The sequence below is a fragment of the Bacillus mycoides genome (assembly GCF_001757995.1).
Classification (GTDB): Bacteria; Bacillota; Bacilli; order Bacillales; family Bacillaceae_G; genus Bacillus_A; species Bacillus_A mycoides_B.
On sequence record NZ_LXLV01000070.1, the window covers coordinates 23,774 to 46,972 of the forward strand.

General features: G+C 35.9%; 30 protein-coding genes. 11 read left to right on the forward strand and 19 right to left on the reverse strand.

The genetic code is table 11. The annotated features are described in order from the left end of the window. Nucleotides 1-83 precede the first annotated feature (83 nt). The 5 genes from pepA to BWGOE10_RS24580 all read right to left on the reverse strand — a co-directional run bounded on the left by pepA (nucleotide 84) and on the right by BWGOE10_RS24580 (nucleotide 4,729). Nucleotides 84-1,568, reverse strand: coding sequence for a cytosol aminopeptidase (pepA, locus tag BWGOE10_RS24560; protein WP_070145323.1), 1,485 nt, complete (start codon nucleotides 1,566-1,568; stop codon nucleotides 84-86). A gap of 299 nt (nucleotides 1,569-1,867) precedes the next feature. Next, nucleotides 1,868-2,494 (reverse strand): 3D domain-containing protein, encoded by a 627-nt coding sequence (locus tag BWGOE10_RS24565; RefSeq protein WP_070145496.1) that lies wholly within the window; start codon nucleotides 2,492-2,494, stop codon nucleotides 1,868-1,870. Nucleotides 2,495-2,580: 86 nt separating this feature from the next. Continuing rightward, nucleotides 2,581-2,898, reverse strand: a complete 318-nt coding sequence (locus BWGOE10_RS24570) for a YuiB family protein (protein WP_002089308.1) — start codon at nucleotides 2,896-2,898, stop codon at nucleotides 2,581-2,583. Further along, a complete protein-coding gene (locus BWGOE10_RS24575; protein ID WP_016096628.1) occupies nucleotides 2,895-3,401 on the reverse strand; it encodes an NUDIX hydrolase in 507 nt (168 codons plus the stop codon). Before BWGOE10_RS24575 ends, BWGOE10_RS24570 begins: the two co-directional genes overlap by 4 nt. 119 nt (nucleotides 3,402-3,520) lie before the next feature. Next, on the reverse strand, nucleotides 3,521-4,729 hold the full coding sequence (locus BWGOE10_RS24580) for an NAD(P)/FAD-dependent oxidoreductase (RefSeq protein ID WP_002112603.1): 1,209 nt from the start codon (nucleotides 4,727-4,729) through the stop codon (nucleotides 3,521-3,523). 461 nt (nucleotides 4,730-5,190) lie between these two features. On the opposite strand from BWGOE10_RS24580, the gene BWGOE10_RS24585 reads away from it, so the two are divergent. The 3 genes from BWGOE10_RS24585 to BWGOE10_RS24595 all read left to right on the forward strand — a co-directional run bounded on the left by BWGOE10_RS24585 (nucleotide 5,191) and on the right by BWGOE10_RS24595 (nucleotide 8,236). After that, nucleotides 5,191-6,180, forward strand: coding sequence for an NAD(P)/FAD-dependent oxidoreductase (locus BWGOE10_RS24585; RefSeq protein ID WP_070145324.1), 990 nt, complete (start codon nucleotides 5,191-5,193; stop codon nucleotides 6,178-6,180). 167 nt (nucleotides 6,181-6,347) lie between these two features. After that, nucleotides 6,348-6,824 (forward strand): GyrI-like domain-containing protein, encoded by a 477-nt coding sequence (locus BWGOE10_RS24590; RefSeq protein ID WP_070145325.1) that lies wholly within the window; start codon nucleotides 6,348-6,350, stop codon nucleotides 6,822-6,824. 164 nt (nucleotides 6,825-6,988) lie between these two features. Continuing rightward, nucleotides 6,989-8,236: an MFS transporter gene (locus BWGOE10_RS24595; protein ID WP_070145326.1), complete on the forward strand. Its 1,248-nt coding sequence runs from the start codon at nucleotides 6,989-6,991 to the stop codon at nucleotides 8,234-8,236. A gap of 36 nt (nucleotides 8,237-8,272) precedes the next feature. Here the strand turns inward: BWGOE10_RS24595 and BWGOE10_RS33010 are convergent, their stop codons facing one another. Beyond that, nucleotides 8,273-8,413, reverse strand: a complete 141-nt coding sequence (locus BWGOE10_RS33010; RefSeq protein WP_171903140.1) for a hypothetical protein — start codon at nucleotides 8,411-8,413, stop codon at nucleotides 8,273-8,275. A gap of 79 nt (nucleotides 8,414-8,492) precedes the next feature. Here BWGOE10_RS33010 and BWGOE10_RS24600 point away from each other — a divergent pair, with 79 nt between their 5' ends. Further along, nucleotides 8,493-8,954, forward strand: a complete 462-nt coding sequence (locus BWGOE10_RS24600; protein ID WP_070145327.1) for a DUF523 domain-containing protein — start codon at nucleotides 8,493-8,495, stop codon at nucleotides 8,952-8,954. A gap of 30 nt (nucleotides 8,955-8,984) precedes the next feature. Here the strand turns inward: BWGOE10_RS24600 and BWGOE10_RS24605 are convergent, their stop codons facing one another. The 6 genes from BWGOE10_RS24605 to BWGOE10_RS24630 all read right to left on the reverse strand — a co-directional run bounded on the left by BWGOE10_RS24605 (nucleotide 8,985) and on the right by BWGOE10_RS24630 (nucleotide 12,636). Beyond that, the gene (locus tag BWGOE10_RS24605) at nucleotides 8,985-9,338 is read right to left on the reverse strand and encodes a YxeA family protein (RefSeq protein WP_070145328.1); all 354 of its coding nucleotides are present in this window, start codon (nucleotides 9,336-9,338) and stop codon (nucleotides 8,985-8,987) included. Between the two features lie 178 nt (nucleotides 9,339-9,516). Then, nucleotides 9,517-9,702, reverse strand: a complete 186-nt coding sequence (locus BWGOE10_RS33575; protein WP_070145497.1) for a hypothetical protein — start codon at nucleotides 9,700-9,702, stop codon at nucleotides 9,517-9,519. A 104-nt stretch (nucleotides 9,703-9,806) separates the two neighbouring features. After that, a complete protein-coding gene (locus BWGOE10_RS24615) occupies nucleotides 9,807-10,565 on the reverse strand; it encodes a hypothetical protein (RefSeq protein WP_070145329.1) in 759 nt (252 codons plus the stop codon). Between the two features lie 269 nt (nucleotides 10,566-10,834). Beyond that, a complete protein-coding gene (locus BWGOE10_RS24620) occupies nucleotides 10,835-11,188 on the reverse strand; it encodes a HesB/IscA family protein (RefSeq protein WP_000573823.1) in 354 nt (117 codons plus the stop codon). Between the two features lie 41 nt (nucleotides 11,189-11,229). Continuing rightward, the gene (dapF, locus tag BWGOE10_RS24625) at nucleotides 11,230-12,096 is read right to left on the reverse strand and encodes a diaminopimelate epimerase (protein WP_070145330.1); all 867 of its coding nucleotides are present in this window, start codon (nucleotides 12,094-12,096) and stop codon (nucleotides 11,230-11,232) included. 300 nt (nucleotides 12,097-12,396) lie between these two features. Then, nucleotides 12,397-12,636, reverse strand: coding sequence for a YuzB family protein (locus BWGOE10_RS24630; RefSeq protein WP_002015892.1), 240 nt, complete (start codon nucleotides 12,634-12,636; stop codon nucleotides 12,397-12,399). A gap of 426 nt (nucleotides 12,637-13,062) precedes the next feature. Here BWGOE10_RS24630 and BWGOE10_RS24635 point away from each other — a divergent pair, with 426 nt between their 5' ends. From BWGOE10_RS24635 to BWGOE10_RS24650, 4 genes are all read left to right on the forward strand, one after another. Further along, on the forward strand, nucleotides 13,063-14,133 hold the full coding sequence (locus BWGOE10_RS24635; RefSeq protein ID WP_070145331.1) for an NAD(P)/FAD-dependent oxidoreductase: 1,071 nt from the start codon (nucleotides 13,063-13,065) through the stop codon (nucleotides 14,131-14,133). 242 nt (nucleotides 14,134-14,375) lie between these two features. Then, nucleotides 14,376-14,579: an aspartyl-phosphate phosphatase Spo0E family protein gene (locus BWGOE10_RS24640; RefSeq protein WP_070145332.1), complete on the forward strand. Its 204-nt coding sequence runs from the start codon at nucleotides 14,376-14,378 to the stop codon at nucleotides 14,577-14,579. A gap of 68 nt (nucleotides 14,580-14,647) precedes the next feature. Next, on the forward strand, nucleotides 14,648-15,307 hold the full coding sequence (locus BWGOE10_RS24645; RefSeq protein WP_070145333.1) for an ATP-binding cassette domain-containing protein: 660 nt from the start codon (nucleotides 14,648-14,650) through the stop codon (nucleotides 15,305-15,307). Next, a complete protein-coding gene (locus BWGOE10_RS24650) occupies nucleotides 15,291-16,085 on the forward strand; it encodes an ABC transporter permease (protein WP_070145334.1) in 795 nt (264 codons plus the stop codon). The genes BWGOE10_RS24645 and BWGOE10_RS24650 overlap by 17 nt, the downstream gene beginning before the upstream one ends. 50 nt (nucleotides 16,086-16,135) lie before the next feature. Here the strand turns inward: BWGOE10_RS24650 and phnA are convergent, their stop codons facing one another. From phnA to BWGOE10_RS24675, 5 genes are all read right to left on the reverse strand, one after another. Next, nucleotides 16,136-16,477 (reverse strand): alkylphosphonate utilization operon protein PhnA, encoded by a 342-nt coding sequence (phnA, locus tag BWGOE10_RS24655; RefSeq protein WP_070145335.1) that lies wholly within the window; start codon nucleotides 16,475-16,477, stop codon nucleotides 16,136-16,138. A 237-nt stretch (nucleotides 16,478-16,714) separates the two neighbouring features. Further along, complete coding sequence (locus BWGOE10_RS24660) at nucleotides 16,715-17,500, reverse strand: DUF2628 domain-containing protein (RefSeq protein WP_171903142.1); 786 nt, start codon at nucleotides 17,498-17,500, stop codon at nucleotides 16,715-16,717. A gap of 372 nt (nucleotides 17,501-17,872) precedes the next feature. Then, on the reverse strand, nucleotides 17,873-18,490 hold the full coding sequence (locus BWGOE10_RS24665; protein WP_236736006.1) for a hypothetical protein: 618 nt from the start codon (nucleotides 18,488-18,490) through the stop codon (nucleotides 17,873-17,875). A 177-nt stretch (nucleotides 18,491-18,667) separates the two neighbouring features. Next, nucleotides 18,668-19,462, reverse strand: a complete 795-nt coding sequence (locus tag BWGOE10_RS24670) for a nucleotidyltransferase domain-containing protein (protein WP_070145498.1) — start codon at nucleotides 19,460-19,462, stop codon at nucleotides 18,668-18,670. 52 nt (nucleotides 19,463-19,514) lie between these two features. Beyond that, nucleotides 19,515-19,823, reverse strand: coding sequence for a DUF1462 family protein (locus BWGOE10_RS24675; RefSeq protein ID WP_070145337.1), 309 nt, complete (start codon nucleotides 19,821-19,823; stop codon nucleotides 19,515-19,517). A 206-nt stretch (nucleotides 19,824-20,029) separates the two neighbouring features. Here BWGOE10_RS24675 and BWGOE10_RS24680 point away from each other — a divergent pair, with 206 nt between their 5' ends. Next, nucleotides 20,030-20,266: a NifU family protein gene (locus tag BWGOE10_RS24680; protein WP_000431159.1), complete on the forward strand. Its 237-nt coding sequence runs from the start codon at nucleotides 20,030-20,032 to the stop codon at nucleotides 20,264-20,266. A gap of 205 nt (nucleotides 20,267-20,471) precedes the next feature. Next, on the forward strand, nucleotides 20,472-20,687 hold the full coding sequence (locus BWGOE10_RS24685; RefSeq protein ID WP_002068096.1) for a hypothetical protein: 216 nt from the start codon (nucleotides 20,472-20,474) through the stop codon (nucleotides 20,685-20,687). Nucleotides 20,688-20,766: 79 nt separating this feature from the next. Here the strand turns inward: BWGOE10_RS24685 and yutH are convergent, their stop codons facing one another. After that, nucleotides 20,767-21,768 carry a spore coat putative kinase YutH gene (gene yutH, locus BWGOE10_RS24690; protein WP_070145338.1) on the reverse strand — a complete coding sequence of 334 codons (1,002 nt, stop codon included), beginning with the start codon at nucleotides 21,766-21,768 and terminating at the stop codon, nucleotides 20,767-20,769. Between the two features lie 120 nt (nucleotides 21,769-21,888). On the opposite strand from yutH, the gene BWGOE10_RS24695 reads away from it, so the two are divergent. Beyond that, nucleotides 21,889-22,380 (forward strand): phosphatidylglycerophosphatase A, encoded by a 492-nt coding sequence (locus tag BWGOE10_RS24695; RefSeq protein ID WP_070145339.1) that lies wholly within the window; start codon nucleotides 21,889-21,891, stop codon nucleotides 22,378-22,380. A 19-nt stretch (nucleotides 22,381-22,399) separates the two neighbouring features. On the opposite strand, the gene BWGOE10_RS24700 is transcribed toward BWGOE10_RS24695, so the two are convergent. Beyond that, nucleotides 22,400-22,879 (reverse strand): GNAT family N-acetyltransferase, encoded by a 480-nt coding sequence (locus tag BWGOE10_RS24700; RefSeq protein ID WP_070145340.1) that lies wholly within the window; start codon nucleotides 22,877-22,879, stop codon nucleotides 22,400-22,402. Between the last annotated feature and the right edge of the window lie 320 nt (nucleotides 22,880-23,199).

A 23,199-nucleotide genomic window follows, 5' to 3' on the forward strand; every position in this document is an offset into this window, starting at 1 on the left:
CCGACAAAAACTGACATTAGTCATACCATATCAATAAGAAAATGCTGTCCCAAAAAAATTTGAGACAGCATTTTCTTCAAAAATTATTCTTCTCCAAAACGCTCAACAAGTGTTGCAAGTGTACGCACCATTGCACCTGTTGCTCCAGATGGTCCTAAATCATGTGCACCTGTTGTTTCAGATGTTCCAGCGATGTCTAAGTGTACCCATGGTGTTTCTTCTGCAAATTCACCAAGGAATGTCCCAGCCATAACCGCATGTCCTTCACGGCCTGGTGAGTTATTTAAATCCGCAAATTTACTGTTTTTGACACGTTCTTTATCACGTTCAAAAATCGGCAATTGCCAAATTGGTTCATCCGTTTCCATAGAAGCCTCTAACACTTGTTCAAACAATGCTTCATTATTTGTCATTGCCCCTGTTGTATGATTTCCAAGTGCAACAATTACACCGCCTGTTAATGTTGCAACATCAACTAAGTAATTTGCACCAAGTTTCTTCGCATACGTAATACCGTCAGCTAACGCTAGGCGACCTTCTGCATCTGTATTTAATACTTCAATTGTTTTTCCGCTCATAGATGTAATAACATCGTCTGGCTTAAACGCCGTACCACTTACAACATTGTCAGTTGATGGAATAACAGCAATTACATTTTGCTCGGGGCGAAGTTCACCGATGATCTCCATCGCGCCAAGAACAGCTGCAGCGCCGCCCATATCACCTTTCATACCAACCATGCCTTCCCGTGGTTTTAAAGAATAACCGCCTGTATCATATGTAATCCCTTTTCCAACAAATCCAATTACATCTTTCCACTCTTCTTTTCCTTTATAAATAAGAGCGATCATTTTTGGCGGTTCAGTAGATCCTTGGTTTACTGCAAGTAATGCACCCATACCAAGCTCTTCCATCTCTTCTTTCTCAAGAACCTTATAATCCATATCGTATTTTTCTGCTAATTCAACTGCATACTCAGCAAGCTTTGTCGCTGTTAATACGTTTGGCGGCATATTTACAAGCGTACGAGCTGAATTCGTTGCACGTCCATGTACGTATCCTACCGTTAATGCTGCTTCAATTTCTTGTGCATCTTCTGCTGTAATAGCCGTGAACTTCTCTAACTCTACACGATCCTTTTTATCTGATTTATACGTTTGTAATTCATATGTACCAAGACCTTGTACTTCTGCCGCAATATGAGCTACATCAATCGTATCTAATTTCTCTGTTACGAAAGAATCAAGTAAGATTGCTGCTTCTTTTACTTTTGCTGATTGTAACGATTTAAAAGCTTTACTAAGAGCTGCACGTAACGTTTCTGTTGTATATGACTCTTTCTTACCTAAACCAACAAAATAATAACGTTTAACATTCGTTTTTCCTAAGCTATGTACTTTTGAAATTGCTTTCTTCTTAGTTGAAAGTTCTTTTTCTTCTAATAAAACTTGTAACTGTCCTTCAAACGCTTTATCCAGTTCTTGTACAAAGCTACTCGTTTTATCTTCTTCAAATAAGGCAACAATTACCGCTTCATGACTTGCTAATTCTTTTTGTATTTGAAACATGTTCAGACCCCCTAAATTTCTCTACGTCCATTATAACTTTATTTTCGATAAAATGCGACAATTCTAAATTCTGTTATTTCATATAAAGTGAAACTTTAATCAGCGGGGGTTTTATTCCTCCCCACTGATTATTAACCTTCACCAATCGGGCGTTTACGGGCAGCTGGGCTCCCACCTAACTTCTTTGCTCCAGCTGAATTTTGAGGTGGGAGTTTTACTGTCCACAAATAGCGGGATAAAGATGCTATCTCCTATGGTGAAATAAGACAAGAAAAAAGTCTAGCGTTGTTACCACTAGACTATCTTTGTTTTAAATATTGTCCACGAAACACTTGCATCGTTTCGTCTTGATTTAACATCGTTAACTCTTCTTCCGAAAACTTACCATTTCCTATTTTCACTATATACACATTTACTTTTTTCTTACCCCATTGGCTATAAACATCTTTCACCGTATCATAATATAAATCGAGACGATTTCCTTTTATAGCACCGCCCTTATCAGCTACAACACCATATCCGTAACCTGGCACGAATAGAATTGTCCCAAGCGGAAATACGCGCAAGTCAGCAGCGATTGTGGAATATAAATCCCTTTTTGCTTTAACACCTGAATATGTAATGCCATACTCTGGATGCCCCGGCCTCTTTCCAGTTGACTCCATACCTGATGTATAACCAGTTGCAGTCATTTCTATAACACGATATTTAGACCAGTCATTTGCCTGTTCTAAAGCATTTATCACTTCTTTACTCGGAGCAACCTTTTTCTCAATTTCTGCTGCATGTACTTCTTTTGCACTTGTTTCTTCATATGATTTTATAATCTCTAATAAAGAAACTCCTGTGAAAGCCTTCCATGTTACGCATAATGCGAATGCAAGTAAACAAGTCATCATAATGCGAATACAATATCGTTTTAACATTTTTATATTCCACACTCCTTCATCGTTAATCATTCCCTATACGATGAAGGAATATGCAAAAAAATAATCTCCAAATTGATTGGAGATTAAAACATTTGATATCCGCTTTTCCGAAGTTTTTTAATTATGATTCCTGCTAAAGCAGCACCTACTAATCCAGTAGATAGAATAAACACATCTGCGTGTCCTAAATGCGATACACTTGTCCCAAATGAAGAAAATGTTTCTTTTGGCTTTGAAAAATAGTCCCATACACTCGCTTTATTAATAATAAGCATACAAATAATCGGATACACAATAACCATTACCCACGTAGCTCGCAAAATCATGTTGAGTAAAAATCCAATTCCAAAAAATAAAATAAAGAACAACATCATTGAAATAAGTAGTACCGGTATACTCACTTCTTCTCCCTCTCCTTCGCATACGCCGTAAACACATGATAAGCCGTATAACCAAATTGTTCTCCTGGATTTAATGTTTTGTCCATTTCAAAATGTGACTCTGCTCTTCCTTCTAATAAATATTTGATGAGTACAGAAGTATTTTGATCATCTGCAATATTTTCTGGATGTAAAAAAGCTACTTCCGACAATTCTTTCTCCTGTACGATAACGTCTTCTCCCTCTGGCTCTAAAAGAAAAATAATCATATTATCACTAATTTCATTATGAATAACACCTGAGCGAATACCAATAATCCCCTTTACATGAGCAACAATGCCTGTCTCTTCCAAAATTTCACGTTTCACAGCTTCATCAACAGTCTCGCCTTCATTAACAAAACCAGCAGGTAAAGACCATTGCCCTTTCAATCCACCGTATTTTTTCTTAACGAATAGCCATCTCCCATCTTTTGTAGCTACTAAGCCACTGACAGCTAACCACACTTTCCCTCGCTTCCCCATGATATAACCTCCTCCACCGAACGAACAGAATATTCTTTCTTTTTTATATATTATACTATATTTTCAATACGAAAAAAGCAGAAACAGCTCATAGCTGTTTCTGCTTTTTCTACTATATATTAAAAGAACTTCAATTTACCTTTTTTAAGAACTAATAAAGGTCCGCCTAGTAAGAATAAGTAACGGTTGTCGATTACTTTCTTCATGAATGAAGCTTTCCAACCTGTTAACTTTTTACCCATAACAACGCCCATTGCATCGTCATGACCTAATGAACATACAGATCCTTTATTATCAAATGCGAACTTTTTCATTTCGCCTTTGCCGCGAACTAACACAGTTAAATTGTGTGCAATGTTATAACCTTCTTGAATTGCAATCTGTGCTGTTGGTGGATATGGACGGTTAATCTCCTCATTGATGATTAACGCTGCGTCACCAACCATGAATACATCTTCATGACCTGGAGCGTGCATGTACTCATCCACTTTAATACGTCCGCGCATTGCTTCAAATCCAGACTCTTCCACAATACCGTTACCACGAACACCTGCAGCCCAAACTACAGTTTCAGATTTAAGAAGTTCAGCATCATCACCGTTTGCAACGATAATACCTTCTTCAGTTGCTTCCTTAATTGCTGTACCGATGCGGAATTCTACACCCTTTTTCTCAAGTTGTTTTACAGCGTACTCTACTAATGCTGGATCGAAACCAGGAAGTGCTGTTGGAGCAGCTTCTACACAGATGATACGTGCTTTTTCACGTGGAACATCGTACTCTTTGCAAAGTTCAGGAATACGGTTTGCAAGCTCACCTACGTACTCGATACCAGTAAATCCAGCGCCACCAACAACGATTGTTACTAATTCATCACGTTTTTCAGTCGCATATTGAGCGAATTTTTCTTCCATATGCTCACGAATTTGACGAGTTGCATTAATGTTAGTGATTGAGAATGCATGCTCTTTTAATCCTTTAATTCCGAACGTTTCTGATTCGAAACCAAGACCGATTACTAAGTAATCATACTCTAATTCACCATTTTTTAAGATAATACGTTTTTCAGCAGCTTTAATCTCTACTACTGTATCTTGTACAAAGTTCACTTTATTTGTATCGATAACGTCTTGAATATCTAGACAGATTTTATCATCTTGTAATGTACCAGCTGCACTCTCATGTAACCAAGTTGCTTGGTAGTGATAGCTGTTGTTGTTTACTAACGTAATTTCAGCTTCACTTACAGATAATGTTTTTTGCAGACGAACAGTCGTAATCATCCCGCCATAACCTGCACCTAAAACTACGATTTTTGGAGTCTTCACTAAATCACAACCCTTTTCTTTATATAATAGTAATAAAAAATAATACCAAGTACTAAAAACTCTATTTGTCAAGAATGTGGATTTTATCACATTCTATATCATAACAAAACGCAGTCAAAAAATCGTACGAAATTTGTCATAGAAATTTAACATAATACTTCCCTATATTAGTCGGTTTCATTCCATAATTCAAGCACCTAGAGAATTATCGATATTTTAAAATAACATAGCGTTTTCAAGGGTTTTTTAGCCTTTTTTTCATGTATTTTCCTTCCGTTATATTTTATAAGATTCTAAAACATCTATACGTAAACTTACTTATTATTCAGTCGTTTTCAGAAGTATTATTAACTGAAATATGCTATCATTTATTTGAAAGTGTCATCATTTGCAGGATTTTCGTGTACATATGAACAATATATGAAATCAATATTAAAATTCCATCTATAGGGGGAATGAAAGTGACAGAAAATCAAAAAGTTTACGACATAACGATTATTGGTGGTGGCCCAACAGGACTATTCACTGCATTTTATGGCGGAATGAGACAAGCAAGTGTAAAAATTATTGAAAGCTTACCTCAACTTGGAGGGCAATTATCCGCACTATATCCCGAAAAATATATTTATGATGTAGCTGGATTCCCAAAAGTGCGTGCACAAGAGTTAGTTGATAACTTAAAAGAGCAAATGAAGAAATTTGATCCAACTGTTTGCTTAGAAGAAGCTGTTGATACGCTTGAAAAACAAGCTGATGGTATATTTAAACTGGTTACAAATAAACAAACTCACTACTCTAAATCTGTCATTATTACTGCTGGTAATGGTGCTTTCCAACCACGCCGCTTAGAATTAGAAGGCGGGGTAAAATACGAAAAGAAAAACTTGCATTATTTCGTTGATGATATGAATAAATTTGCTGGAAAACGCGTCGTTGTATTCGGCGGCGGTGACTCAGCAGTAGATTGGACAATGATGTTAGAACCGATTGCGGACAAAGTTACAATTGTTCATCGCCGCGATAAATTCCGTGCACATGAACATAGCGTAGAAAGCTTAATGAATTCCCGTGCAGAAGTAAGCACACCTTACGTTCCAGTTGAACTCATCGGTGATGATACTATTGAACAAGTTGTTCTTCAGCACGTAAAAACAGAAGAAAAAGTTATCATCGATGTTGATGACGTAATCGTAAACTACGGCTTCGTTTCTTCGCTTGGTCCAATTAAAAATTGGGGCTTAGATATTCAAAAGAACAGCATCCTCGTGAACTCAAAAATGGAAACAAATATTCCTGGCATTTACGCTGCTGGTGACATTTGTACATATGAAGGAAAAGTAAAACTCATTGCTTGCGGCTTTGGTGAAGCACCGACAGCAGTAAACAATGCAAAAGCTTACTTCGATCCAAATGCAAAACTTCAACCGATGCATAGCTCAAGTATGTTTTAATATAGAACTGAAAAGAACTCCTTTTACATGAGAGGAGTTCTTTTCATACTCTCTCCTTTTCCCAACTAAAATACATTGCAATTTAATAAAAAACACTACTTCCTTCCAAAATATGTTACAATAAAAACAAGAACGTACGTTTCATTTAATGGAGGGAGGTTTTATGAATGAAAGAACCTATTATCGTAAAAAAAGAAGCTTTCCAAGCAATCGGTGTCTCTATTACAACGACAAACGAAAAAGAAGCATCGACTGAAGGAAGGATTCCAATGCTTTGGAATCGCTACTTCCAAGAACAAATCATGCATCAAATTCCAAATCAACAAACAAAAGAAACATTCGCTTTCTATTCAAACTACGAATCAGATGAAACTGGTACGTATCAATTTACGATTGGTATGCCCGTTTCTTCATTAGAAGACGTTCCTGAAAATATGACAGCTTTAACAATACCTGCTACTACGTATGCGGTATTTACAACGAGAAAGGGACCAGTTTCTGAAGTCGTTTGCGAAGCTTGGGAATATATTTGGCAATGGTCGAAAGAAAACAAACGTGCTTTTACAACAGACTTTGAGCTTTATGACGAAAGTGCAGTAGATCCAAATAACGTACAATTGGATATTTATATTGCTTTAGCTTAAAAAGAGATGCCCTTTGGCATCTTTTTTTGTCGTGAAATAGCCACTGTGCAAATTCATTATTATTGTCTACAATGAGAAAGGGCAGTATAGAACTATTAGAAATAGTATAAAACGATTGTTAATAGGTTTTTTAGTCTAAAATCAGTACATAGAAAGGAAGCAATATGGAGGAACTACAACAAAATAAATCTGCTTTAGAAGGAAGCGGAAAACCGTTATTAAAAAATACGAACTTCCTTTTTCTTTGGGCAGCTACTCTCTTTTCAAGTTTTGCTTTAGCCTTTTTTACTTTTTCACAAACATGGTACATAGCAAAAACATTAAACCTTGAGGCTTCACTCGGTATTGTTTTCGTGGCTCTTAGTGTTCCAAGGCTCATCTTTATGATTATCGGCGGAGCATTAGCTGATAAATTCCCGAAAAAAAACATTATGTTTTACTCTAATATTATTCGCGCTATTCTTGTCGCAACCATTCTCACCTGGTTCATCGTCGGTGATGTAACACTATATACATTTGCTTTGTTCGCTTTGTTCTTCGGACTTGCTGACGCTTTCTTCTGGTCAGCAGATGGATCTATTCTGCCTGAACTTGTAGAAAAAAGCCGTTTAACACAAGCAAATTCACTTACTCAAATGACAAACCAAGCATCTGTCATTTTAGGACCTGTACTTGGCGGTATTCTCATTAAATTTACGAACTATGAAACGATTTTTTCAATTACAATCCTGCTACTCATTATCGCTGCAATACTCGTTCAAAAAATACAATTTACCGTACCCGAAAAAAATGAAACAGACAAAGGCATGTTCACTTCTATTAAAGAAGGAATCTTATACGTAAAGGAATCACCATTCCTTTCAACTTTCCTGATTTGTAGCGCCTTTCTAAACTTATTTTTAATCGGTCCGATGCAAGTCGGTTTCCCGCTTTTTGTTAAAAACGTTCTGCACGGTGATTCACTTCAGTTTAGTTACTTAGAAGCATCTGTCGGCGGTGGAATGGCCATAGGTGCTATCATTGTCGGGTTAAAAAACATTAACCGCAGACGTGGTCTATTTTGTATTATCATGATGCTACTGTCTGGTGTATTCTTCCTAGCCATCAACTTTAGCACCGTACTTTGGCAAGCGTTATTAGCTGGAATGTTTTACGGTATTACAATTGCGATGGCTATCGTTCCACTTATGGCAATGATTCAATCAACAGTAAAAGAAGAAATGATGGGACGCGTTATGAGCTTACTCATGCTTTCATCGATGGGATTCATTCCGCTCTCTTACGCATTTACATCGCTTGCACTTGGGATTGGTATTCCAATTGTAACTGTTATGAAAAGCGGTGCAATCGCTGTTATCATCTTTGTACTATTTGTAGCAATTCGTGTTCCAGTTGTAAGAAAGTTCGATTAGCTACTTAGAGTCATGTATTATACGCATGACTCTTTTTTAAATGGATCGAATGACGGCAGAATCCGTCTTATTTAGTTGAAACTGATAACATTTAAAAACTTGCTTTTGATATGTATTAAACTCTTCTTTACTTCGAAATTCACTATATGGTTTCATTAAGTTATATAAGCTTCCCATTTCTATCACCTCATCTATAGGTAAGAGTCAGGAAGCGAAATTGGCGTGATATTTAATATTTTTTATTGGAGTTGAAAATATGATTGTAATTAGCGCTTGTTTAGGTGGCATTGCTTGTCGTTATGATGGTAACGATAATCTCGTTTCAAAAATAGAAGAGTTATTACAAAGGGAAGACACCATCCTCGTTTGCCCCGAAGTATTGGGCGGTTTACCGACACCTCGTCCTTCGGCTGAAATTATTGATGGTAATGGCGATGACGTTTTAGACGGGACAGCAAAATTAATGACAAAAGATGGAGAAAATGTCACGGATGCTTTCGTGCGTGGTGCTTATAAAGCATTAGAACAAATAAAAGATTTAAACCCAGAATATATAATTTTAAAAGAACGCAGTCCATCTTGTGGTAGTTCCACTATTTACACAGGGGAATTTAATGGCAATAAACAAATCGGTTACGGGGTAACAACTGCTTTATTTAAAAGACATGGATTTAAAGTCATTTCAGAAGAGGATTTTGAGAACGAAAAAAGGAATTGACCCTGTTCGTCAATTCCTTTTCTCTCTGTCTTATTTCACACCTAATTTTTCTTTCACTTTCGCAGGAAGCTCGTCCTTCTTCACTTCTTCCCAAGCAGATACACCTTTTTTATCTGAATGATATACACGTAAAAATGCTTCTTTACGAAGGTTTTTTTGAGCAGTAAATTCTAATTCTTTCTCTTTACCTTCTTTATCAAATCCAGTTAGTTTATATTGGTAATCTTTATATGGCTCACCATTATCAGATTTACCATTATACTCTTTTCCATCTACTGTAATTTGAACATAATACTCATCTTTACCCATACGGTTTAAATCACAACCAACTAATAGACTTGCAAATACAACTAAAATGCTAAAAAGTGCAATATATCTTTTCATTTCCTTCACCTCATGTGTTTTTCTTATATTGTTATCTTAAAGCCTAAGCTCTAAAGAAGAAATTCAAAAACATGACATGAACATTACACTTTTGTAAGATAATAAACTAAAACTTTAATCAGTGTTTTTTTCATTGAAAACGTTATTGGCACTCATCTAGCCTAGTCATGACAATCTATTAACGCCAATAACGTCTTCCACGCCAATTTTTCCACTTGTCACGAATCTTATCACGTAATTTCCTTATACCGCTTATTACACCCTCTATTACGCACTCTATTATGATATCTATTACAAGATAACTTACAAATCTAATTATAGGTTTAATCACATATCTCCCTACGAATTCAAAAATATCGTCAATCTTGCATCCCCTCCCGCCATTCCTATACAATTTCCACCTTTAACACGATCATTCTGGGGACTCTCTAAGACTTTATACAATCACTGACCACTTTACTGCAATTACTATCGTTGTAATCCATCTTCTACTACCTGCATAACAGTCCCATTCGGTTCGAAGATTACACGCAATGACCCTTCACCACCGTAACCTGTATAGATGTATACTGAATACGATTTATATTTCTCAATTATATAAGGTTGTCCAATCGTAGCCTTTACTTGATTCGCAGGTATACCTTTTTTGATTTTCAAATACTCATTGTAGCCTACTGTCGCCGCATCGTTATTTACATCTTTATACCACGGTGTGCGGTCGTTCTTTTCTTCATATTCCTTCGCAGGCTCTTCACTGCGTTTCGTAGATAACTGATTCTCTTTATCCGCATCCCTTATAGCAGTACGTTCAATATTCACAACATAGCCATACGTATTTAATTCAACCATAATTTCATATGTACCATCCGTATCCTTTTCAGTATAAAATACGCGTTTTTCATTGTTATTATAATGTTTAAGGTTCTCACCACCGTAGTCAATCTCGTTAAGAATATCCGTATATGTCATGCCTTCCTCAATCTTTTTAGCTTCGTCACTAGAAATATAACGCTTCTGTGACGATGTAGCGTCCTCATATTTAATGCTGTCACGTTTGCTCGTAGTCATAGGCGTTTCCTTCTGTTCTTTTAGTACTTCCGCTTCCGACTTCACTTGTTGCTTTGCTCCCGCTTTTGTTAACACGTCTGCATCGTTAGAACAAGCTCCAAATATTGATGCTGTAACCAACGTCATCCCTAATAACAGTACTTTCTTAAATGACTTCATTGTAATTCCTCCGGTAGTTTTTAATTTCTAGTAATCAGCGTATTTTAATTAATATGGAACGAGTCAATTCTATACAATTTGATATGGCCTTCACCTTCATGCATCCTCTTCATCCTTCTTCTTGCATATATTCACTATCTTTGTCATGCTCTTTTTCTTTTTTAACGGCAAAGAAAAGACCTTCCTAACGATTTGATTTCATCGCTAAGAAGGTCTTTATATGCAACCTACCCATTCAATTTCCGCTTAGAATAACGGAATGAAAAAACTTAGCACTCTTCCGGCTTACCAGCATTCGACGCTGTACGGAAAGATGATCCACATCCACATGATGCGATCGCATTTGGATTGTCAATTGTGAATCCGCCGCCAAGCATAGATTGTTTATAGTCAACTTTCACTCCCTTTACAATCGGGGCACTTTCTTTATCGATAACAAATTCAACACCGAAAAACTCAAGAACTGTGTCGTCTTCCTTTGGTTCTACTTCAAATCCTAAGCCGTAAGAAAGACCACTACATCCGCCGCCATGTACAGCAAGGCGCACGTACTTCTCTCCATCTTCAGCATCTTTTAACATATCTTTAATTTGAAAAGCTGCTTGTTCTGTTACTTCAATCATGAAATACACCATCCTTTCTGTTCTCATTCTATTATACATCTTTACGCTTCTATCTTGTACTCATACACTCCGCGGCAAATTATTTCCGCAGGTCCTTTCATTAATACATTTCCTTCTTCTGTCCATGCAATCATTAAGTCGCCGCCTGCTAAGTGAACTGTAATTTCTTTACCGTGTTCCATTTTCCCATTTAAAATTGCCGCAACGACAGCTGCGCATGCTCCTGTCCCGCAAGCTTGTGTTACACCAGATCCACGTTCCCAAACGCGGAAATTCATCTCTTCATCATTCAAAATCTCGATGAATTCAACATTCACTCGCTCTGGGAACATTTCATGCGTCTCAAGAACTGGTCCTAACGTTGTAAGAGGCGCTTTTTCTACATCATCAACAAAAATAACCGCATGCGGATTCCCCATTGAAACAGCTGTAAATGCATAACGGTGATTATTGTATAAGAAGTTTTCACGAATAAATGGTGTTTCTCCTTCACCAAGCATCGGTATCTCTTCACGTGTTAAACGAGGTGCCCCCATGTCGATTTTTGCTAATGTAACTTTGTCATCTTCTACCGTTACTTCTGCCGTAACAATACCAGCTAACGTTTCAATTGTGAAAACTTTACCTTCTACTAGTTTATGCTCATACGCATATTTCGCTACGCAGCGTAAACCATTTCCACAGCTCTTTCCTTCTGAACCATCATTATTAAACATGCGCATTTTTACTGGTGCCACGTCAGAAGGACAAATTAAAATCATTCCATCTGCACCAATACCAGTATTAATATTTGAAACCTTTTCCGCTACAAGTGCTAAATCTTCTTCTCTAATTTGTTCCTCAAACATATTTACATATATATAACTATTTCCAAGACCATGCATTTTTGTAAAAGAAAATTGACTCATTTTTATTCACTCCAAAAATAATTTATTATTTCAAGTATAAAATGCATGCTTTTAGAACACAATATGAATGTCCCCCGTTTCTCATATTTGACAGCGTTTTGGCAATAAGCCGTTCTTACACAGATCGTGTAAGAAAAAAGCCCTTCTAAAAGGGCCTTTTTTTTCGAAATAAACACTTCTAATTAAAGTGAAACTTTAATCAGTGGGGGTTTTGTTCATCCCCCACTGATTATTAGCCCTCACCAATCGGGCTTTTACGGGATAAATGAAAAAAGAAAAACGTTGCCTGTTTGCAACGCTTTAAAACATTGGATTTTCATCCATATAATCATATACATTATTTACAAGTTCTTCTACTGTTGCACCTTGTACAACTTCACCATTTACAAGTGCAAATGGACCTTCAAAACAGATGCCACAATATCCTAAACAACCATATTCCATTACGTCTAAATTAGGATCTTTTTCTAACTTTTCTAAAGCTGCTTGCGAACCGCTTGCAAGGTTACCTACACAAAATTCGATTAATGGTTTAATCAAAACTCTCCCCCCTGTATCTCTAAATAAATTACCATTTACTTTAGCAGGTATGTGCATACCTAATTTGCGAAACGGATAAGTAACCCACTCTACTTGTTACCATTCCACTTTATTTATAAGAAGAAAACTAAGCTGTTTCTTGTTGTTTTCGTTATATATTCTAAACTATTTAGTTACTTCACTATTTCACTTTACAATAGATAGTCTTCTTTATATAACATACTACTCATAATGAAATAGTAAATAGTAACTAGAAAATGAAAACAGTTTACTTTACTTTTCTTCTTATTGTACAACAGAGTATTCATTCATGCATTGTTATTTGTTCACAAATTCGATATAATTTGATTGTGTAAAGTCAAAATATTTTATTAATATAAAATTGTATGATTAGGGGATATTTCAACAGAAAAGGGGTAATCCATCATGAAACACCTCGTACTACTAGGTGGTGGCTACGGTGGAATGAGAATTCTGCAGCGGCTACTTCCAAGCAACCAACTTCCAGATGATGTACAAGTGACATTAATCGACAAAGTACCATATCATTGCTTCAAAACTGAATATTATGCATTAGTGGCGGGTACAATTTCAGAAACGCATATTCGCATACCGTTTCCTGAACACCCACGTCTCAATATTCAATACGGCACAGTAACAAATATTGACCTCGAAACGAAAGCCGTTCATCTCGATGGCGGTGAAACGATTCAATATGATGATTTAATTATCGGACTTGGCTGTGAAGATAAATATCATAACGTTCCTGGGGCGAAGGAATATACACATAGCCTACAATCAATTGAACAAACACGTAAGACATATGAACAATTAAATAGCTTAGAACCAAATGCAACAGTAGCTGTCGTTGGGGCTGGTTTAAGCGGCGTTGAAGTAGCAAGTGAACTTCGTGAGAGCCGTTCAGATTTAAAAATCTATTTATTTGATAGAAAAGATAGAATTTTATTCCCATATCCAGAGAAATTAAGTAGATATGTAGAAGAATGGTTTATAAAACATAAAGTTACCATTATACGAAACTCTAACATTACAAAAGTGGAACCAAATATTGTGTACAACCACGATGAACCACTTGAATGTGATGCAATCGTCTGGACAGCTGGTATTCAAGCAAATGAAGTTGTTCGAAATCTTCCGGTTGAACAAGATGGTAGCGGACGGGTTGTTTTAACAAAATATCACAATATTCCAAATAACGAGAACGTTTATGTTGTCGGAGATTGTGCAGCACTTCCACATGCACCATCTGCTCAACTTGCTGAAGGTCAAGGAGAACAAATTGTCCAAATATTATTAAAACGTTGGAATAATGAACCACTTCCTGATGAACTGCCTGTTATTAAATTAAAAGGTGTTCTTGGTTCTCTCGGCAAAAAACACGGATTTGGTTTACTAGCAAACCAACCATTAATGGGACGTGTACCAAGATTATTAAAATCCGGTCTTCTTTGGATGTACAAATATCATAACGGTTAATACTTTAAAGGCTGTCTACTATATGTAGGCAGCCTCTCTCTATTCATTTTTTAAAAAATAACTTTCTCAATATAGATTCACTATTTTTTCCATTTTAATATTAAAAAATATTGATGAAAAGTGTATGCTATATGTAAGAGTTATTTTATTTCATTTTATTATTTTCTTTAGGACCGAATACGTTCGGTCTTATTTTTTATGCTTTGAATACTACACATAATAGGAGGCATTTCATTTCACTGATGAACTTAACAAAACTAAATAATCGAATAGAAGTGAAAAAGAAAGAATTAATCCACCTCGTTGAAAAATATGGATTTGCTCACGATAAAGTCATTTCTTTTAGTCAGGACTTAGATCGTTTGCTAAACTTATTAACGAAGCTAAATACTTCCGTCTCAAGACGATCTAATCCTGCAAACAAAGAAAAAAGATGTTCCTTCTAAATAGATTTTATTTTTCTATTTTTCTCTCCTTTTGATACGATATAACTAGAATCAGAAAGGAGCAATTTATGTTTATATTAAAAGACATCAAATATAAAGATATTCTACACATTCCTTATTTACAGATTCAAAAAGAAAAAACAACTTGTATTATTGGTGAAAGTGGTAGTGGCAAAAGCACATTACTTCGTATGCTAAACGATTTACAATCGCCAACATCTGGCACAATTGAATATAACGGCAAATCTATTTTAGATTACCCTCCCATTCAATTACGCCGTGAAGTTGTCATGCTCGGACAAACTCCGCCTATTTTTGATGGAACAATTAAAGATAATTTATTAATGGGACTTCGATTTTCTGAAAAGCCATTTCCAAATGACGATGCCCTGCGGGACGCATTAACGACTGTTAGTCTAGATAAAAAATTAGAAGATAACGCCTCTTCTTTATCAGGTGGTGAAAAACAAAGACTTGCTTTCGCTCGCATTATACTAATGGATCCGCCCGTCTATTTATTAGATGAACCAACTTCGGCACTAGATGGTGACACAGAACGCCGCGTTATGAAACAATTTACTGAACTCGCAAGAGAAAAGAAAAAAACAGTTATCTTCATCACACACTCACAACAACTTCCAGAAGAAATTGCAGACGATATTATTGAAATTAGTAAAACAAACGGTGCAACTAGAAAGGAAGTGCTATCAATTGAAGGGCGTTATTGAACTACAAATTTGGCAACTTGCAGCTGCATATATTTTCATCCTTATTTTAATCGGGCTTGTGAAATTAAAAGGAATACCGCGTGAGAAACAAATTACAATTGCAACACTCCGTATGACTATTCAGCTCGTACTTGTTGCATATGTTCTTACATACATATTTGAAAATAGTAATCCGTTTTATACAATAGCTCTCATTACTTCTATTACTACTTTTGCGATTTTTAATATTTATAAGCGAATAAACCTTCCTATGTCAAAAGAATTAAAAAGAGTTGCTGCCATTTCCATGATTGCTGGATCAATTGGCCCTCTTCTACTATTTATCTTTGTCATTATCGGGCATGATCCTTGGTATGCTCCGCAATATATCGTTCCTATTGCCGGCATGTTAATCGGTAATGCTATGACAGGTATTTGCCTCGGGGCAAACACCTTTTTAAACAGTATGAAATCACAAAGAGATCATATCGAAGGTGCACTTATGCTTGGGGCAACTCCAAAACAAGCAGCTGCTCCGCTCATAAGAGACGCTTTCGATTCCGCTATTTTACCAACAATTAATTCCATGGTCGGAATGGGAATTATAAGTCTTCCGGGCATGATGACTGGGCAAATTTTATCCGGTGTATCACCATTTACAGCTATTCAATATCAAATTGCGATTATACTTGGTATTTCTGGAAGTACAGCTTTCTCTGTTATTATCTTCTTACAGCTTGGGTATAAAACGTTCTTTAATAAGCGGTGCCAGTTGAAAGAGGTTGAAGCACAATCATAAAAAAGACGCTCTGCAAGTTACTTACAGAGCGTCTTTTTTCTTTGCTAATCTTACGCTTTCTTAACGAACTGTGATTTTAACTTCATAGCTCCGAAACCGTCGATTTTGCAATCAATATCATGATCTCCATCAACCAGACGGATACTCTTTACTTTCGTACCGATCTTCACAACTGAAGAAGTTCCTTTTACTTTTAAATCTTTAATTACAGTAACAGCATCGCCATCTTGAAGAACGTTTCCGTTCGCATCTTTTACAACTTTTGCACCATCATTATTTTCAGCTTCCGCTTCTTGGCCCCACTCATGGGCACATTCTGGACATACGAAAAGAGCGCCATCCTCATACGTATATTCTGAATTACATTTTGGACAATTTGGTAAAGTAGCCATAAATTCATTTCCTCCGTTCATTATTTATACGTAAAAATCAAATCTGATTTTTACATCTCGATAAATAAAATTTGTATAGCATTTCTTTATACTGCCATAGTCTCACGTTATTGACAAGCCTACCTCAAATTCTCATTTTTTATTGTATTTTACAAAATTTCAAGTAGTATGGCGTTTCCAACAAACAAAAGAAGAACCTTTACAAGATTCTTCTTTTCCAAATAAACGAGTTTCTCTCTAGAAAAACCACATATTTTCTTCAACGTAAATTTGATACTCTTCTGCTTCTTCTTCACTTAACTTTTTATTATTTAAATAAATTTCTTGCCATTCAAAGTAATCATCATTTAAATATACAGCGAATTTAATTTTCACATTTTTCTTTTCTTCATAATCATAACCAGTAAATTCTACTACGTCATAATCTTTTTCTTTTTTAACGTACTTCCAATTTGGTTTGTCTGTGATAGACTCTAAAGCCTCTCCTTCAAGACTTAAGCGAACAACGTTTTTAATATTAGGTTCAGTCGGTAAATGAGCTAAACCGAAACTTATCACGCCAAATACCGCAATTACTATTGCTTGTAAACCAATCATAAGCCCTATATGAGCGCCGCCTTTTGATTGTAAATAATACTCTTTCTTATAATCAGGCACATCTTCTGCCTTATGTAAAATACGGATAACATGCTTATAATACAATCGATTCCCTTGCCATCCAGTAAACAGCATCGTCCCCACATATATTATAAAATCTATCCACATTGGTATATCAATAAAAGTAGCTGTAATTAAAGTAGGTACCGCTAATAACGTAAGTATAATAAATAACTGATACATTTTACGATAAGCTAACCAAAAGTGCGGGAAGATAAACGCTACCCAATTCCACGTATTTTCTTTCTCGGGATTGTTCACTTGTCCCCACTTAAAATCGTAATATGCTGTATTCTTTTGAACACCTTTATGTAGTTCTTGCTGGGAGATGGTTTCTTGTAAAACAGTTTCCTTCACGTACATCATCCTTCTCTTATTTCGATATAATTTTATTGTATATGTGCCAATCGAAGGAATCTAACAAAAAGTACATATATTTCACAAAAATGAACGGAAATCGAATATATTCCGACAATTATCGGTTTCATATTTCATTTTACTTTTAAATATATTAAAATACTTATGAATGATGCATTTAATACACTAAGTTAAATATTTTACATATTTTATAATAAAAAATGTTTCACATGAAACTTCCCATATTTCTTATTATTTTTCTATCATTTTCGATTAGGTTCAAATGTGGGCTTCATATGAAAAAACTAGTAGAAAACACAATTTGTTTTCTACTAGTTTTTTATCACAGTTCTACATATTTAGTCGCCTTTTATATCCTCCCTACGACTCCCAAGTAATATTCATTTCTTCAAATGACTCCTTACTAACTTCCAACCCTTCGCCATCATCCGTTCCAATCATCGCTACCTCTTCTTTAGACAACATAATTTCCTCGTTTGGATTTTGGATTTTTCTCTCATACACTAATTGTAAAAGCTCTATTTGTTCCTCTGTCAGTTCATACTCTTCTTCCAATCTTTCAATTGCTGATTCCGTATCAAGTAATGGGATTTCTAATAAGAATCCACCGTGTTCTCCCATCTCTTCAAATGAATCGATTGAATATGCACCGTTATCATCAATCCAAAATGCTGTTGTAATGAAAGGAACTGTTTCACCTTCTACTTCTTCTAATACGTATTGGAGTGCTTCCTCTTTCGCAATGTCTACTACTTTCGAAGGTGCCCCTTCAAAATAATTTGCCGCATCAATCCACTCTTCTATTCTCTCGCTATTCACATCTTGAAGACATACGATTGTGTACTTCGGATGAAAAGTAATTGTCCCTCGTCCGCCTTGACTATCTTGCACACTATAGTTAAAACCATCCCACGAACTTTCATGTGAGAAATCTGGATAATGCGCCACACTAATTGCACTCGCAATCGAATTAAAAATGCATCCTTTCCATAGTTATTCTTTACTTATATGAAAGTTATATTTACTCATTCTCTTCCCCCGTATATATATGTTTTTTAATATTATCTTTCGACTTCTCATTCCTTGTAAAGTACTTTTTCATTATCTAAAAATAGTAAAAGCACCCTTCATACAAAGGATGCTTTTACTGTTCACCTACCACTTTCGCCTACACTCCTCAATCACACTAAGCAAATACCTCTTCGTCATATCAGCCCGTCTCCAACTAGAGAGCTTTCGCTTTTCCTTTGGATTATGCCGCATCCGCTCTACTTCTCTTAATAAAGGCTCCCACTTATGAGAGTAAAGTTCCAACATATATTGCAATCCTCTATCTTTTGAAACAATTGTTTTATGATCTAACGTATATAAAATACGCCCCATCGTAACGACTGCTGATTCTACCCATTCTTCTATAAAAAATAAATAGGGCCGCTTCGCTTTTTCACTCCAGTATTGTTCTACATTATACTTCATCGTATTTACTACATCGTCCCATTTTATTTGAAAGGGAAGGTCTTCTGCTTCTTTCCCGGTAACTGTAATGCCTTGATTTTTCAATGTCCACCATGTGACCGCATTAATGTCCCAATAACCACTATCCGCTTTCCCCTCTGCACAATACACGTACTCATTCATTTCATGATTGTATTTCCCTAAGTCAGCAAGCGGAATATACATACCATCCATTCTTTTACCTAACGTATTTTTACTAAGTTTTTTATGCAGTTCTATAATTTGCTGTTTTTCAGCTTCATTCACGGAATCACTTATTACCGTAACAAAGTCCACATCGCTCGTTTCTATATGAAATGCTCCTAGCGCGATTGATCCGTAAATGTATACCCCGACTATTTTTTCATCCGAAAAAATTTCTTTTAATTCTACTATGTACTGCTCCATTAACTGTTTCACTTCTCCTGGTAAAGCATGTTTTATTCCATTCTCCACGTCGATCCCTCCAATAAAAAAAGCCTTCGCAAATTCGCAAAGGCTTCCTGATTTATAAATATTTCTCGATTTCTTCGTAAACATCCTTCAAACGAGGATTTCCTTCTCCAACAATTTCTCCATTTACAAGAACGACTGGATAAAATAAATCTTCCTCCACTACTCGCTCTGCGAATGCTTTTTTCTCTTCATCTTCTTGTTCTTCTTGAAAATCAATATACTCAAACTTAAATTTATTTTCTTGTCCTTCATATTTACGACCAATCGCCGCTTGTAACCACTCAAACGTTTCTGTTGAAGATGGCATTCCAACGCAGCTCGCACAAATTACTTTCGTCCCATACACTTGAACATTAACCATTTCTTCTCCCCCATTTCTCGTTCTAACAGTATATTCAGATGTCTTATTGCATAAGCACATCATTTTACAAATTTATTCTATACCCCTATACTGAAAAAACACGTTGTAAACATGATAAAATATTTCGACAATAAAACAAGAACAGAAAAAATAGATTTTCCCCTCTATCTTGATTATAATAAAACTGATGAAAGGAGTCGATAAAAATGGAAAACCCACATATGCAAGAACAAGTACTAGAAGTATTAGATAAATTACGTCCATTCTTACTTCGCGATGGCGGAGACGTTGAATTAGTAGACATTGAAGAAGGTATCGTAAAACTACGCCTTATGGGTGCATGCGGAAGCTGCCCAAGTTCTACAATCACACTAAAAGCTGGTATCGAACGCGCACTACTTGAAGAAGTACCAGGCGTTATTGAAGTAGAACAAGTATTTTAATTTAAAAGCAGAAGCGGCTCGTTCAGACTCGCTTCAAAAAAAAAGAGACCAAATTTGGTCTCTTTTTTGTACACAAACAAGACGTACTCCCCCTACACTATTAACATCATAAAACAAAATTGGAAATCCTTCTCAAAAAATGCGATAATTAATATATAGTGAATCGTTCACACATATAAAGCGAAAAACATAGGGGGGACGACGTATGCCAAAAATAGGGAGTACTTTTGTAACAATTCAAGAATTGGAACAGAAAAAAGAATATTTATTAAGTCTTTCACCCGTTATACCGACATGGAATACGAGCTATCAATTTTTATTTAAAGAAATACAACAAGAATTATTAAAAAAGGTAAACGAAAAAATTGAAAGACACCACATTATTTTAACTATATGTACAGATCAAAAAGTAGGAGCATAGCTTCTTATTATATAAAGATAGATACGGGTATCTTTTGTGGTATAAAAAAGAGACCTCAATTGGCCTCTTTTTTATACTTTTAAGATAGCCAATCTAATTTCCTAATGCCTAACTTATCAATAGGTAAACGAAATGACTCGTAAAAATGATTCATAAATTGCTCAGTGCGCTTCACATCGTGTAAAATGATTTCTAAACGAGCTCTATATATGCCTTTTTGTTCTTCGTTTCCTGTTTGATAATATCGTTCAACCGTTTCAAAGTAGTGAAGCGGGAACAGAAGCCTTGCGAATAATAAGCGCCAACCAAATGAAGAGAGCGAATAATTACGTTCATAATCTGTAATGAATTGAACTACCGTCTGCTCCCAATCTTTCTTCTTTTCTATCATCATATAGCGAATACATTCTGCTATATCCCTACTTGGGTGATCATATACCCAATCAAAAGGAAGTTTTAAGCGCTTCGTTTGATGCCATAATAGAGGTGTAAATCGTTCTTGGCAAATTGTTGCTGCGTCAGTTATTTGTGGTGTATCGTCCATTTCTGTATCGACAACGTATTGAATTGCATTTTCTGCAACTCCTAAGTAATACGGGAAGGATTCAATAAACAATTGATCGAATACGTCTGAAGGATGGTTCATCACTTGCGATTGCCAAAACCTTTCTAATTGGTCGAGCCTTTTTTCCCATAATGCTTTCCATTCACCAATGCGGCTTAATTGCTCAACTTCTTCCGGAAAGAATGCACCACGTTTATGAAATATAGAAAGCTCACTTCCTAATGATGTAGCATGTCGTTCTAACATACGCATACCTTTTAATAAGCAATAATTTTTTTCTTCTATCTCACTTACATAGTAGCCGTGTATAGTCGGAACGAAAGTCGAAACAGTTATATCCCCTTGCTGGTTCATATAATCACTGAGCTTTTTCATCTCTACAAGTACTTCTTCCTCCATTTCTCCAATTGGAACAAGTACATAAATTTTGTTGCGAATCCAAAAGCTTTTATAGGGGCCCAGGGGGATTAATTCTTTAACATGCATGTGATAATGCTCATAAATATGCTGAATCATCGCAGTCGCCACCTATGGTTTTTCTTTATATATATGAGCTTGTGCTCGCCTTTCATTCCTATGCACATGATAAAGCAACGAAACGTATACAAATACTAAAAAGAAAAAAAGGTGATAAACATGAAAGACTCAAATCAACTACAAGAAAGAGCATTACAACTATTACAAGAACGCGGTGTAACAATTGACGATATTGCTGAACTTGTTCATTTTCTTCAAAAGAAATACCATTCAAATTTAGAGATGTCAGAATGTCGCTATAACGTTGAGCGTGTACTATCAAAACGGGAAGTACAAAACGCACTTATTACAGGCATTGAACTTGATGTCCTTGCTGAAAAAGGACTATTAAGTCAACCGTTACAAGATATCGTAAAACGTGATGAAGGACTATATGGAATCGATGAAGTTATCGCACTTTCAATCGTCAACGTATACGGGTCAATTGGCTTCACGAATTTTGGATATATCGATAAATTAAAACCAGGCATTTTAGAATACTTAAATGATAAATCAACTGGAAAGGTGCACACATTCCTTGATGATATCGTTGGCGGTATCGCTGCCGCTGCTTCAAGTCGTTTAGCGCACCGTGCTGAGCATTCAGAATAAAGTTTCTAGGCCGTCAGTTTCATACTGACGGCCTTTCATATTCCATCAGTATAAACTCTCTTCCACGGCTCAAAAAAAGAGGTCCTACTTGAAATCCAATGTTTTTATATAGCCTAATCGCTCTCTTATTGAATGTCGCTACACTCAGTCGAAACATTTTCGAATTCAATTCCTTAGTAGCAAATGCTATTCCCGCTTGAAAAAACATTTCTCCCATCCCTTTCCCTGTTAAATCCGGCTTCATTCCAAGTCCGATATCTACTACATCTTCTCTCACATATAAATTGGCATCTCTTCCGCCCGGAACTTGTGCATTTTCTCCAAAACAAAAATAGCCGATGAATTCTCCCTTCTCGTCGCAGCAACCGTAATACGTCCCATCTAACAACTCTTCTATTACTTCAGCATCTCCTGACAAGCTATATAACGTATACGGCTCTTCATACTTCCACGTATTTATTTCTTTCGCTTCTGCCTCCGTTAACTTATGTATATCCATTCATCTCGCTCCTTATCAAATACTCTACTAATCTATATGTATTTACTCATTCATTTTCAATGATTGATTCTCCTTTAATCGTAATATGTATAATTACATACGCACACCCATTTAAAAAATGCTAAAATTTATTTAAATCGCTGTTGCTACACTTCTTGATTAAAGAAAAGACGTTAAAACGGAAATTAGCGTCTTATCAAACTCAAGCAATTGACACATTTTGTCATCATGAAAGACACTCGAAAGAGTGTCTTTTTTTCTATACCTGAGCAGGACCTGCTCATTTACAAAATTAATGCATAAATTAATATAACTCTTAA